This window comes from Paenibacillus sp. EB106-06-01-XG199, from assembly GCF_058791575.1.
This window is the reverse complement of record NZ_JBYTDQ010000003.1, coordinates 407,167-419,666: the sequence shown is the minus strand read 5'-3', so window position 1 is coordinate 419,666 and position 12,500 is coordinate 407,167. Positions and strand designations below refer to the sequence as shown.

General features: G+C 45.0%; 12 protein-coding genes. 5 read left to right on the top strand and 7 right to left on the bottom strand.

Going from position 1 to position 12,500, the window contains the following annotated elements; genetic code table 11:
• Positions 1 to 14 precede the first annotated feature (14 nt).
• From AC3WT9_RS12725 to AC3WT9_RS12710, 4 genes are all read right to left on the bottom strand, one after another.
• Positions 15 to 617 (bottom strand): pentapeptide repeat-containing protein, encoded by a 603-nt coding sequence (locus AC3WT9_RS12725; RefSeq protein WP_341379268.1) that lies wholly within the window; start codon positions 615 to 617, stop codon positions 15 to 17.
• Positions 618 to 677: 60 nt separating this feature from the next.
• Positions 678 to 1,097, bottom strand: coding sequence for an SMI1/KNR4 family protein (locus tag AC3WT9_RS12720; RefSeq protein ID WP_341380398.1), 420 nt, complete (start codon positions 1,095 to 1,097; stop codon positions 678 to 680).
• A gap of 409 nt (positions 1,098 to 1,506) precedes the next feature.
• Entirely contained in the window at positions 1,507 to 1,689 is a 183-nt protein-coding gene (locus AC3WT9_RS12715) for an SMI1/KNR4 family protein (RefSeq protein ID WP_341380397.1), read from the bottom strand.
• A 112-nt stretch (positions 1,690 to 1,801) separates the two neighbouring features.
• Positions 1,802 to 2,215, bottom strand: coding sequence for a hypothetical protein (locus AC3WT9_RS12710; protein ID WP_341094960.1), 414 nt, complete (start codon positions 2,213 to 2,215; stop codon positions 1,802 to 1,804).
• 345 nt (positions 2,216 to 2,560) lie between these two features.
• Here AC3WT9_RS12710 and AC3WT9_RS12705 point away from each other — a divergent pair, with 345 nt between their 5' ends.
• Entirely contained in the window at positions 2,561 to 2,872 is a 312-nt protein-coding gene (locus AC3WT9_RS12705; RefSeq protein WP_038595125.1) for a hypothetical protein, read from the top strand.
• A gap of 298 nt (positions 2,873 to 3,170) precedes the next feature.
• Positions 3,171 to 3,602, top strand: coding sequence for a hypothetical protein (locus tag AC3WT9_RS12700; protein ID WP_341379267.1), 432 nt, complete (start codon positions 3,171 to 3,173; stop codon positions 3,600 to 3,602).
• A 432-nt stretch (positions 3,603 to 4,034) separates the two neighbouring features.
• On the opposite strand, the gene AC3WT9_RS12695 is transcribed toward AC3WT9_RS12700, so the two are convergent.
• Positions 4,035 to 4,871 carry an AraC family transcriptional regulator gene (locus tag AC3WT9_RS12695; RefSeq protein ID WP_341379266.1) on the bottom strand — a complete coding sequence of 279 codons (837 nt, stop codon included), beginning with the start codon at positions 4,869 to 4,871 and terminating at the stop codon, positions 4,035 to 4,037.
• A gap of 162 nt (positions 4,872 to 5,033) precedes the next feature.
• On the opposite strand from AC3WT9_RS12695, the gene AC3WT9_RS12690 reads away from it, so the two are divergent.
• From AC3WT9_RS12690 to fabZ, 3 genes are all read left to right on the top strand, one after another.
• Entirely contained in the window at positions 5,034 to 6,869 is a 1,836-nt protein-coding gene (locus tag AC3WT9_RS12690; RefSeq protein ID WP_341094952.1) for a heparinase II/III family protein, read from the top strand.
• A 15-nt stretch (positions 6,870 to 6,884) separates the two neighbouring features.
• On the top strand, positions 6,885 to 8,027 hold the full coding sequence (locus tag AC3WT9_RS12685; protein ID WP_341379265.1) for a glycoside hydrolase family 88 protein: 1,143 nt from the start codon (positions 6,885 to 6,887) through the stop codon (positions 8,025 to 8,027).
• Between the two features lie 260 nt (positions 8,028 to 8,287).
• Positions 8,288 to 8,716 carry a 3-hydroxyacyl-ACP dehydratase FabZ gene (fabZ, locus tag AC3WT9_RS12680; protein ID WP_341094949.1) on the top strand — a complete coding sequence of 143 codons (429 nt, stop codon included), beginning with the start codon at positions 8,288 to 8,290 and terminating at the stop codon, positions 8,714 to 8,716.
• A gap of 184 nt (positions 8,717 to 8,900) precedes the next feature.
• Here the strand turns inward: fabZ and AC3WT9_RS12675 are convergent, their stop codons facing one another.
• Together AC3WT9_RS12675 and AC3WT9_RS12670 are read right to left on the bottom strand one after the other, a co-directional pair.
• The gene (locus AC3WT9_RS12675) at positions 8,901 to 10,511 is read right to left on the bottom strand and encodes a response regulator transcription factor (protein ID WP_341094948.1); all 1,611 of its coding nucleotides are present in this window, start codon (positions 10,509 to 10,511) and stop codon (positions 8,901 to 8,903) included.
• On the bottom strand, positions 10,508 to 12,259 hold the full coding sequence (locus tag AC3WT9_RS12670) for a sensor histidine kinase (protein ID WP_341094947.1): 1,752 nt from the start codon (positions 12,257 to 12,259) through the stop codon (positions 10,508 to 10,510). The genes AC3WT9_RS12675 and AC3WT9_RS12670 overlap by 4 nt, the downstream gene beginning before the upstream one ends.
• Positions 12,260 to 12,500: the final 241 nt, after the last annotated feature.

Genomic DNA, 12,500 nt, shown 5'->3' with positions numbered 1-12,500 from the left:
ACAGCGGCACTTACTTATTCACTTATTTCGCATTTTTCTAGCACCCATTCCTTTGCTTGTTCTGATTTCAACAATATAGGGTTCTCCAATGTACCAATATTAATGCTTCTAAAATGAGCTTCTTCTATACCTTTAATATTTTTCAGTGTCACTCCGTTTAATAATGTTTCTTCAAATGAGGCTACACTTATATCTACATTTTCTAGTCTTGCATTACTAAAATCAGTTAAGTAGAAAAATACATTAATCAAATTACAATTCACTACATATGCATTTCTAAATATTGCTTCCCAACAATCCCCTTTACTAAATCTGCTGTTTTTAATGACGCAATTAGAGAAATCTGTATACCCAAGATCTGATTTATAAAAATCGCATTTATCCAAATACGCATTTTTAAAAGTTGATGAGCATAACAGCGATGCATGAAAATCGATATTTTCCAATTTTAGACCATCAAAAATGCACTCAGTTAAATATGCTTGATCAACAAATTTATCGGTTAAGTCAAAATCTCTTAAATCCACTTCATCTAATTTTAACACTTCGCCTTCTTTACCTATGGACTCAACCCACTTTTTATGTAGTACAAACTGATTTATAATGTTTTCTTCCATTTTGCCACTCCTTAAGGATACCAGTTCTATTTCTCGGTATTTGTAGGTTTTCGGGCTAAATCAGTCATATAAATTTTCTAAAAAAACCTTGAAATTCTCAGAAATAAAATACATGTTGCCCATATCTTCAGTGTCTTCGTCATGAGTCCAAAAATAAATATTTCCGAAACACTTCTCAGTAAGACCTATGCAGATTTGATTTCCACCAGAATCATCTGCAATTGGTAAAAATCCTGCATTAAGTATATCGTCAAAAATATCTATTTTTTTGTCTAAATTATCATACATTCCTCCAATGCCATAGAAAATATTTACCATACCCTTACCTTGCCCCTCAGAAATGATGAAGTAGTATGGTTTAGGATAGCCCCCATTGTATCTCAATAAAAAATCTCGATAATGGTTAGGAAGTTGCACTCCAATGATTCGCTCAAAAACTTGAAGTCTAGCTTCTGTTAAAACTTCTTGATTGCTTTGCATTTCCAAACCAATCTCCTCCTGTTCCGTTTACAATGGACCGTCCGCCCATGTGCTCATGTATGTTTTTTCAACTAACACCAGTCTTTTTGCTCGTCTCTTAAGCCTAGCCCAAGTACTCTCCCTGATTACTACATGGGTTAAATGTGTTTCGGGGAAGAGGGGACATGGGCGTCAGGATCATATGTTTTGGGATCAGGCAGGTTCAGCTTACGAGAGGGACAAGGGCCATTTCGATTTCCATGCAGTTCTCAGATAGGGGGAGAAGTTGCTAGTGTAATTATGCTTGCAAGTAAAATGGAAGATTTCTTATACTGATATTATTTGAGTTAAGTCTGCTTGGGCTAAGCGATAAAACACCATAGTACGGGCGGCTATCTCGCATTATGGCTTTGTTGGTTAGAACCAATCCCTAATATAGGTTATCAAAAAAATCGTTGAAACTGTTTTTTAAAAAAATCATGTTTTCCATTTCTTCATCTGACTCCATATCATGCATCCAAAAATATATTTTTCCAAAGTAGTTCTCACTAATTCCAATACAAATCTCATTTCCTCCTGGATCACTAGCGATTGATATAAAACCTTCAGGCAGCTCACCATCTAAAACAGGTATACAGTTTTATTTCGCCAACCGCATTTGTTCTAATCCCCTAGGACGTGGCTATCTCAAGGCCTACTACGTAATTAACATCTAATCCACAAAATCACAAATGGATTTTCGAAAGGAAATCTTGGAGCATTTTCTTTACTGGTAAGCTAGCAGTGTGTAATGAGTCATTTATTCGTTGGAGTATACTTGGGTTATCTAATATCATTTTCTTAATTTCTTGATTTGTAAAACTTCTTAGTGTGTCAATACATATTTCGAATAATTCCTCATCATTCTTACTGAGTAATGATAATAAAATGTTGAATTCATTTACATTGCATTCATTATCCAAACAATACGCTAATTTTCTCTGCCACTCTATAGGTTTATTTTGCACTTGATTAGATAATTCAACCCAATCACTTGAATTAAACTCCGAAAGCATCTCGCTTGCAATGACACAGCCAACATCGTACCACGAATCTACTGATGTATCAGCGGATAAAAGGTTATCTAGTTCTTTGTACATATTAGAGGCCTCCATTTATATTTGAATTAAAAACCTGATAGGTGAGACGCTTTATCTTGCCTGTTGGCTAACCACTTGTTACATCGTTACCAACTTTAAATATATCAATTTCCACAGCATTCGTCGTGGCCCTTTTCGGTGTAATGAGGATATTTATTTACATAAAGCTCCATAGATTGGGGTATTTGTACTTCGGATGATCATTCTATTAATGTTTGAGACTTAAACGTTAGAACTTCTGAACTTCTTGACAGTTAGTTCTTTGTGGGTTAGTATGAGGATAAGAAGCTTCTGAATGCTAGAAGGAAAGCAAAATATACGAAGGTAGGAGAGGTGCTGTTCATTATGAAATACGATGGAAGTCAGGCTGGCACAACAGCGGTGTCCAAGATTCAGATGTATCTCACAGGAAAGCCGTTTAACCGGAATGAGGCTACACAGATAATAGAAGGCCTCAAAAGCTACAATAGGAACCGCAAGTATGGGGAAGAACTTACTGGATCATGTGAGGAAATTTTCAGCTATTTTAAATTCAAAACAAAAAACAGATTTACAGACGAGTTAGCATATGACAACTTCTTTAAGAAAAATGGGATTACCGATTATGCAACACTTGAGATTCAAGCAGAAGACTACTACGAACGCTACAAGCTTTAAGAATTATAATCACTTTATCCCCGGCCTACGTGTGAAAACCTTGAGAAATCAAGGTTTATTTTTTAAAAGATAAGAATTTATATGTTTCACGCTATAAATTATCCTTCTATTTCTCGCTGAAACGGATACCGTCCTTTTGAGGACGGCAAAGCCGTTTCCACTTGTAGAGAACGTAGTTTAGTCTTTTTTATTAAAACTTCTAAAGTTCAGAAGTTTTTGATTGTATGCATACTTTTTTACTTGTATACTTAAAGCGAATATAGGACTGTGCAATTTATAAAAGTAGGAGTTGATTAGAATGAGTGGAGGACAATTTAGCTCAAACGCTGAGGAAATCAGATATTATATTAAACAATTGCTTCAAGATGGTGCGATACATGGCATTGAAGAAATGCGAAGTTATGTTGAACGGCATTCTTCCAATAGTGCGAATTTTACTACTGGCATGTATACAGGGGCAATACGCGATCTTGTGCGTAATAGCGGGGGGCATTATGCCAATCCGGTTCGGGGCGGCTATCAATTGGTTCAAGAGCCGATCGTGAAGTCGGCAGGCTCCGAGCTGCGGCAAAATGTGCTTACCGTGATCGATAATACATGTGAATCTCTAACAGAAGCATGCACGATTAATATAATTGGACTTTCGCAGGCGGAATTAGCTGTCGCGAATAAGGTGGCTGATCTAATAGCCTATTTGAAATCAGCCGCTGATGAAATTCGGCAGGAATAATAAGTCTTTACAAGCCTACAGTCGAACTACAATAGAAAAGCGGCAGTCCTTCGGACCCTGCCCGTCTTACAGGCAAAGGCCGAATGGGCCACCGCTATAGGATTACTTCAGTAATGGGGATAGAAAGTCACATTTTAAGGCCGAATGCACGGATATGAGGATGCCGTTCTTGTGCGGGGTAACGGCTAGTGGTCGCATTGTACAATTTAGAACCGCTTACATAAAAACCTTTGACTGAGGTGCCTGCCGCTGCTGCCTGCTTCTGAGGGAGTGAGAGGGGAGAGGATGAGGACGCAAGCCAGAGTCATTAGTCTAATGCTGCGGAACGAAAATAATTTTCCGCATTTCAATCATAGTTCCTCCTCAAAAGGTTTATATGGGAATGTTAATAGATTTGTATTTTAACAGACTTCAGCTAGACAGGCCGATTTCTCAGGTGCTTCTGCTATATTTTCCGGGAGAAACTCCGGCGATATTCTTAAAGGTGCGGATGAAATTGGCATAATCGTTAAAACCGGCCAGGTAGCAGGTCTCGGATACTGATTTCCCTCCAGCCAGCAGCTGCTTGGCCAAAGCTATTTTTTTTAGCAGTACATAGCGGTAAAGGGTGCCCCCGGTTTGTTGTTTGAACAGGTGGCTTAAATAGTATTTATCAACGGCCAGCTCACTGGAAACCTGCTCCAGCGAAAGGCTGGTGTGCAGATGGTTGTCGATATAATGGATTGCCGATTCAATCAAGGCGGAAATAATGCTGGGAACCGGGGAATGTGACTTGTTGTAGAGACCATTGATGAATACCAGCAACTGCGCAAGATAGGTCAGGGCGAGCACATCGCTGCCATACTGCGGGTGGTTTAACGCATCAATCAGCCGGGAAGCCAGCCGCATATATTCATTCAATTGGGGTTCGTCCATCTGGGAAATGTTCTGCTTGCCCGGTTGATGGTTCTGGAAGCAGGCCAGGAGATTCGTCTCCGCGGTACAGAAGGGGTACACCAGCTCTGCTTTGAAATGGATGGTTACCCGCTCATAGGGTCCCGGTGACAAATTGATGATTTTATGGATTTCTTGATTATTGAATACCAGCACAGAGCCTCTTTGCAGCGGATAGCAATACTGGTCCACGAAGCCGTTCACTGTTCCGTTCAGAAAGAGGAAAATTTCATAATGGTCATGAATGTGAAAATCTTTTGTAGGCGATAAGGGTGAATTTCCGATTCCCGCCAACAAGGGCGCGGCAATTTTCTCATAATATTGGGAATGTTTCATAATGTTAACGGCCTCCATATACAGCAATATTCGCAAGAAATCAAACATTAATCGCAAAGAACTTGCATTACTATAAAGGTAAACTAGGAGGGGAAATAACTCAATACGACAGAAGTATTCGATTGGGTGATATGAGGGATGGACTGATCAGGAGGGTTAATAATGCTCGAAACCAAGGAAATAAGACAAATGCTGCTGCGTACGGAATCGTCCAAGCTGTATCTGGCTGATTATCCGGAGATGTTGAGGCAAAAGGTGCTCGGCTCGCCGGCATTGCAGCCCATGCTGGCAGAGATCCGGGCGGAGGGGGAAGCGCTGCTGGCGACAGCGATTCCAGAGCTATCCTATACTTTATTTCGAATTTATTTCGAAAGAGGCACCCGGATGGAGTATGAGACGGCCTATTTCAACAGGAGAAACCGGCTGAGAACCTTTGGGCTGCTGGCATGGCTGGAGCCGGATAACCTTGTGCTCCGTGATGCGCTGTGCGATACCTTATGGGCAGTCTGCGATGAGTATACCTGGTGCGTTCCGGCACATCTTGGCAGTGAGGCGGAGAGTGATCCCGTGCTTCCCGAAGGTTCGGTTGCAGCGGGCAAAGAAGTTCCGGCAGCCGCTATAGACCTATTCTCGGCTGAAACCGCTTTTGCACTCGCGGAATTACTGCATCTGCACGGGGATAATCTGCCGCAGTTAGTACGTAAACGGGTCATCTCTGAGGTGCTTCAGCGTGTGCTGATTCCGTTCACCGAGCGCAGCTACTTTTGGGAAGAATCCAAGCATAATTGGGCGGCCGTCTGCGCAGGTTCTGTCGGAGCCGCAGCCTTGTATATGCTGGACAATGCCGAGGATACGGCGGTCGTGCTGGCCCGTGTACTTCCCGCGATGGACAGCTTTCTGTCAGGCTACCCTGAGGACGGCGCGTGCACGGAGGGGTATGGTTATTGGCAATACGGATTCGGATTTTATGTTTATTTTGCGGATCTGCTAAAGACCCGGACCGGTGGAGCACTCGATTTGCTGGCAGAACCTAAAATCCGGCAAATTGCCATGTTTCAGCAAAAAGCATTTCTAGATGGGTGCCATACCGTGAGCTTCTCCGATACCCGGACAGTAGCAGGCGTGTTTATGGGCTTGTCCCATTATCTGCACGCCCGGTTTGAAGAGGTTGATATACCCTCGCGCAGTTATGAGGCCGCTTACATGGAGGATCATTGCTACCGCTGGGCTTCGTCGTTGCGCAATCTGATCTGGCAGCATGGGGAAACGGAGGGACAGCCCTGGAGACCGGCTTCCTACTACCTGCCGGAAGCGCAGTGGCTAATTTCCCGGCATGAATCGCAGGGACGGCGGTTTGTATTTGCCGCCAAGGGCGGGCACAACGATGAGCCGCATAATCATAACGATGTCGGCAATTTCATCCTTTTTGCCGAGGGGACGACATTGTTAGCAGATATGGGGTCTGGACAATATACCAGCGGATATTTCGGCCCGGAACGCTACAATATTCTGTGTAATGCAAGTTTCGGCCACTCTGTTCCTATCATCAACGGAATGGCTCAGTCACCGGGCGCGTTGCACCGGGCAGCCGATGTTCAGCTGGAGAGCGGGGAGCAGACGGAAACCTTCTCGCTTGACCTGGCCCAGGTCTATGCTGATAACAGTTTGCTGCAGCTGAAACGCCGGTTCACATGGACCAAAACAAGTCAGCCTGTACTTATGCTGGAGGACAGCTATCAGTTTGCCTCTCTGCCGGAATCTGTTACGGAAAGATTTATTACCCCGCTGAAGCCGCGGATTGAAGAAGACGCAGTCATCCTCTCTTCGGATCAAGCTGCGTTAAGGATTGTCTTTGACAATAAGCTGCTGGCCCCGGAAATCCAGGAATTGCAGCATAAAGCTCATCGTGGACGCCTGCTAACCTTTTATGCCCTTGATTTTGCGGTCATCCGCACGGAGCAGAACATGAAGCTGTCACTGCGCTTTGAGTTGGAATAGGGAGAGGATCAGAAGATGGAATATCATTTGACAACCGATGACCGGCAATGGCTGGAGGAAATATGGGGAAATATCCGCAAGAAAATGGCTGTGGAATGTGAAAGAATCGGCACAGACATTCCATTCGAAGCCGAGAACGGCAAATATACAGATATGGGCAAGCAGAACATTTACTGGTGGACCAACGGCTTCTGGCCGGGAATGTTATGGCAAATGTATCATGCCACCGGAGAAGAGCTTTACCGGACCACTGCGGAAGGCGTAGAGGCCCGGCTGGACGAGGCGCTGGAAGGCTTCGAGGGATTGCATCATGATGTAGGTTTCATGTGGCTTCATTCCGCCGTGGCGAACTACCGGATCACCGGGAATGAAAAGTCGAAAATCCGCGGATTGCACGCCGCGTCGCTGCTGGCTGGCCGTTACAATCCGCTGGGACAATTTATCCGTGCCTGGAATTCTCATTCCGGGAATGAGTGTACAGGCTGGATTATTATTGACTGCATGATGAATATTCCGCTGCTCTATTGGGCCTCCAAGGAAGTTAATGATCCCAGATTTAAAGCGGTTGCCGTCCATCATGCGGACACTGTGCTGAAGACAACAATCCGTGGCGACGGTTCTTCGAATCATATTGTCATGTTGGACCCCGAGAACGGGGAGTTTATTGATAATCCCGGAGGACAGGGCTTTGACAGCGGTTCTTCGTGGAGCAGAGGCCAGGCATGGGCGGTCTACGGGATGGCTCTCAGCTATAAACACACTGGAAAAACGGAATATCTCGATGCAGCAAAGCAGGTAGCCCATTATTTTATCGCAAATGTTGCAGAGACCGGCTACATCCCGCTCGTGGATTTCCGCGCTCCGGCGGAACCGGTATGTTACGACACTACTGCCGGGGTATGTGCGGCTTGCGGTCTGCTTGAGATTGCCGGGCATGTCAGTGAATATGAGAAACCGCTGTATATCCGCTCCGCTATCAAGATCCTGCAGGCGACCGAGCGTAAATACTGCAATTGGAATCCTGAGGAGGATTCGATTGTCAGCGGTGGTACGGGAGCATATCACAGTGAAATCAAAGAAATTCCGATTATTTACGGAGACTATTTCTTCATTGAAGCTGTGTTGAGATTGCTGGATAAAGATATTTTCATCTGGTAGAACTGGGCTTCAGCCTATAACTTTTATAAAAATGGGAAACAGTGAGAGTTTAACTCGCTGCTTCCTCTTTTTTATTTCAACAAACGGGATTCACGGAGTATTCATCAGTACGGCTCTAAGCTTGATCTTTGATCCGCTGTTATTATGGTTCTGAATTGGCATGTTGCGGGAGCTGCACTGGCGATGATATTGGCTAATGCGGGATCGGTCATTTATTATGTGGTAAAATGGTAATGATTTGAACCGGAAGGAGTCGTTCTATGTTAAATATAAATAAAATCAAGGAGCTAATCCCGCACCGATATCCATTTCTGTTGGTCGATAGAGTCATCGAGCTTGAAGAGGGGAAACGAGCGGTAGCGATTAAAAATGTGACGGTTAATGAGCCGTTCTTCGCGGGACATTTTCCCGAGTACCCGGTTATGCCGGGGGTGCTCATCGTTGAGGCCTTGGCACAGACCAGTGGCATTGCCATGTCCAGTTCTGAGGAAGACAGCAATAGAATTGGACTGTTGACGGGCATCGACAAATGCCGTTTCAAACGTCAAGTAAAGCCGGGAGACCAATTACGGCTCGAATTCGAAGTTACCCGGGTGAAGGGACAGATTGTCAAAGGCAACGGAACCGCCACCGTCGACGGAGAACTGGTCTGTCAGGCGGAGATCATGTTTGCCTTTAGCAGCAAATAATTGTGAGTGACAAGTGGAAACGGCTTCGCCGTCCTCAAAAGGACGGTATCCGTTTCAGCGAGAAATAGAAGGATAAATTATAGCGTGAAGCATATAAATTCTTATCTTTTAAAAAAGGGGGCGCTCCAAGCAGCCATTTCATGGCTTTTGGAGACATCCCCTCTTCGCCTTTTATGCTTTGTAATTATGTAGTGCTGGCCTGCTGTTCCTTTTTATACTCGTTGGGTGAGAGGCCGACCTCTTGTTTGAACAGCTTGGAGAAATAGGAGTAGTTGTTATAGCCTGTTTTATTGGCAATGGTATAGACGGACATATGGGTCGTTTCCAGCAGATGCTTGGCGGCTGCGATCCGGACTTGAATGACATAGCTGCCGAGGGAGACACCAGTCTCTCTCTTGAACAGCCGGGCCAGATAATCCGGATTGAGATAGACGATTTCCGCCAAGTCATTGCGCGTCAGATCATCCCCGTAATGCTTATGGATATGCTCCTTGATCTCTTCGGCAATGGAAGTGGGCTGTGCGGCAAAGTCACGGTATTCCATAGCGGTATTGACTAAATACTTCAGATATTCCTCCATATCCTCAATGGAGCTCAGCGAATACATCAGCAGCTGATCATTGGTTTTGCCGGTATACAATTTATGCGCCTGTATCCCCTTCAGCTTCAGAAAGGAATACACAAGCTGCACAATATCCAGCCGGAACAAGCCCAGGACAGAGGTGTCGATAGCTTTGTTGCTCAGCATATGGTTCAGATGCGAGACGGTTTCCCCAAGAAAATCGGCAAGCTTGTTCTGATTGAGCAGCTCCTCCAGATGTGCCAGATCCGGCGGAAAGTAGACAGGTTTATTTTGCCGGCAGTGCTCTTCCACGGAGAAGGTCTGATTGCGGCATTTGGTCAGTTCTTCATCCATATTCAGCAGTTGTTTGAGAATTGTCCCGGCCTTATTCAGTGTGCCAGGCAGGCCGATATTGCAGCAGACATCGCATTTTAAGTAGGGATTGGCTTTTTGGATAAAAGAGGCACTGAACGCCCTAAGCACCCCGGCGTCCTCCGGCGTCTCGTTCCATTTTAATATGGCGATCCAGTTATAGTCTTTAACTTCCAGGATGCTTTCTATGGAGAAGCCCGGATGGTTCAGCAGTTCGTACAGCACATTCAGCAGCGCAAAATCAAACAGGCCTTTCTCTTCTTTGCCCATGCTTCCATTATGGGGAAATACGTTGAACAATATGGGCTGCAGCAGATCTTTCATTTGATAGGACAGGTTCTGCTCTTCGATTGCATGGGCAATGTCCCCCGGCTTAAGCGGGAAGGAGGTACTGCTGCTGACCAGCTTGCGCCAGAAATGCTCAAGATTTTTCGCTTGATTCTTTTGCCAGAAGTAACCGCCCCGAATCGCCTGCTCGTTACTTTGCTGCTCCGCTGCCCGCACGACAGCTTTTTGAATGATTAGCATCAGCTTGTCAAATTCGATCGGCTTGAGAAAATACTCAAAGCTTTGCAATTCGATGGCCTTCTGCGCATAATTGAAATCAGCATAATTGGTAAGCAGGATGGCTTGAATACTGTAATTCTGTTCACGAATCCACGCCAGAAGCTCCAGTCCGCTCCCTTGCGGCATTTCGATGTCCGATATCAGAATTTGCACCGCATGCTTCTCCAGAATTTCACGCGCTTGCGCCACGTTATTGGCCGTATACACGGTTTCAATATTCAGCATCTTCCAATCTATCTTTTTCTGCAAGGCGGCAATTACGTAATAGTCATCATCCACAAGTAATATGTTCATAAGCTTCGCTCCATTCCTGATGATAGATCTTGCTGATCCGGCAGGGTCAAGGTGATAACAGCGCCGCCTTCCGGCAAATTGGAGAAGCTGACGGCCGCTTTTTTAGCATAAAGGTATTCCAGGCGCTTAAGGGTGTTCATGATACCGATATGTGTGCCTTTCGTCTGATCCAGCGGCAATCCGGAATGAAGTTTCTCCAGAACCTCCGGCGGAAAGCCCGGACCGGTGTCAGAGATTTGAATAATGGTCAGCTCAGTGTCTTCCTCGTCCGCGCAACGTCCGACGGTAAGTTTAATCTGCACTTCCGAATCTCTGGAAATCGCATATTTAATGGAGTTCTCAATGAAGGTTTGCAGCACGAGCGGAGGAAGCATCACGCTGCCAGCCTGTTCAGCCAGTTCAATATGATAGATGAAGGCATCCCGGTAACGCTGACGCTGAATTTCCAGGTACATCCGCACATGCTCAAGTTCATTCTCCAGCGGAACAAAATCCTCGCCGTTCTGGAACAAATAGCGGAAATACTTGGAGGTCGACATCGCCATATCCTCAATCTCCTGATACATTTGGATCTGCGCCATGCTGTAAATGCTGGTCAGGCAGTTAAGGAAAAAATGCGGTTTAATCTGCTGCTTCATATAGTCCAGCTGGATTTGCTGTTTCTCCAGTTCCTGCTCGTACATGGCAATTTTAAATGTTTTGATCTGCTCCACCAGGTCTTTGAACTGGTCATTTGCCTGCTCCAGCTCAATAAGCTTGCTGCTCCTCAAATCTGCCGGCTGCCCGTCTTCATTAATGCGTGCCAGGTTCTCGGAGAAGCTTTGGATCGGGCCAAGTACCCTTCGCTTGAAAAAGAGCATAACGACACATATCGTTGAGGTGACTATGAAGAACAGCAGCATAATGAGCAGCTGGGCGATCATGATTTTCTCAAAGGCTCCGAATTTAATGACCATCTCGGCGCTGAACGTTGCACTCGTGAACTCACTGCTGATCGTGGTACGGGGCTGAAGCCGATTGAAAACGCCATTATTGTTCTGAAGCACTTTGCCGCTGTTGGAGACCGGGCTGGTAAGGCTGATGCCGCGCTCATCTACCAGGGATGCATAACCGTTGGCTCCCAGATTGATCTGGCGCAGCGGACGGATCAGATGATCCGCCGAGATGAGACCGATGAGATAGCGGTTATAATAAGGGACAATGTTGATCACATAATATTTGCCGTTTACGAGGACAGGCGTCCATTTGGAATAAAACTTCTCATACAACTCTTTATCATCTATAAAGGAAATGATCTGTTTCTTGAGCTCCCGGTAGTCGGTATAGGTCACACTGATCGGAGCGCAATTCAGAAAGTAGGACTGATTCTTTAAATAGTAGAAGAAGTTATACTCCTGTCCGTAGTTTTTCTGCAGCTCGGTGAATCTTTTATGCAGGTTTTCATTTGCTTTTAAGAACTCGATGCTGTTGATTCGGTAAGCGTTCATCGTATTGAGGGTTTCATCATTGGCCAGTGTCCAGCCCATATAGTGATTAATGTAGTCAAAATCATGATTGATCCGGTTGATATAGAGGTCAGCAGTATCCTGCAAATACCTTGTGGACTGCTGTTTGACGATAAAAATGGAAGCGATGCTGATTGCCAAATCCAGAACAAGCACGGAGAATGAAATCAGAAGCATAACTTTCACATAATGACGAACAGGGTACAGTCTGGTTGCTGCCTTACCTGAAGTTGTATTGGCCATAGTTCCCAAATCCAGTATCCTTTCCTGCGCAGCCATTTCTATGAATGCGTTTTTATGAGTAACAAAATCATTATAAAACCTTTAGTTGAAAAAAACATAAGAACATGCTGCCGTTTCGGCGCAAAGTCCGGAAAGCGCAAATAAAAGTCTGGAAACTGTTATTAAAAAGGGGCGCAGATGAGTTTGCAGCTTCAATATTTTGTAAGCGGATGCAGAAGTCCGAATAAGAGGTTCAAAATGT

What these genes read in the sequence shown, in the direction of transcription:
- AC3WT9_RS12675 (WP_341094948.1), bottom strand. Translation starts at nt 10,511, where the DNA reads ATGAACATATTACTTGTGGATGATGACTATTACGTAATTGCCGCCTTG.
- AC3WT9_RS12705 (WP_038595125.1), top strand. Translation starts at nt 2,561, where the DNA reads ATGAAATACGATGGAAGTCAGGCTGGCACAACAGCGGTGTCCAAGATT.
- AC3WT9_RS12710 (WP_341094960.1), bottom strand. Translation starts at nt 2,215, where the DNA reads ATGTACAAAGAACTAGATAACCTTTTATCCGCTGATACATCAGTAGAT.
- AC3WT9_RS12695 (WP_341379266.1), bottom strand. Translation starts at nt 4,871, where the DNA reads ATGAAACATTCCCAATATTATGAGAAAATTGCCGCGCCCTTGTTGGCG.
- AC3WT9_RS12725 (WP_341379268.1), bottom strand. Translation starts at nt 617, where the DNA reads ATGGAAGAAAACATTATAAATCAGTTTGTACTACATAAAAAGTGGGTT.
- AC3WT9_RS12685 (WP_341379265.1), top strand. Translation starts at nt 6,885, where the DNA reads ATGGAATATCATTTGACAACCGATGACCGGCAATGGCTGGAGGAAATA.
- AC3WT9_RS12700 (WP_341379267.1), top strand. Translation starts at nt 3,171, where the DNA reads ATGAGTGGAGGACAATTTAGCTCAAACGCTGAGGAAATCAGATATTAT.
- AC3WT9_RS12720 (WP_341380398.1), bottom strand. Translation starts at nt 1,097, where the DNA reads ATGCAAAGCAATCAAGAAGTTTTAACAGAAGCTAGACTTCAAGTTTTT.
- AC3WT9_RS12670 (WP_341094947.1), bottom strand. Translation starts at nt 12,259, where the DNA reads ATGGCCAATACAACTTCAGGTAAGGCAGCAACCAGACTGTACCCTGTT.
- AC3WT9_RS12690 (WP_341094952.1), top strand. Translation starts at nt 5,034, where the DNA reads ATGCTCGAAACCAAGGAAATAAGACAAATGCTGCTGCGTACGGAATCG.
- fabZ (WP_341094949.1), top strand. Translation starts at nt 8,288, where the DNA reads ATGTTAAATATAAATAAAATCAAGGAGCTAATCCCGCACCGATATCCA.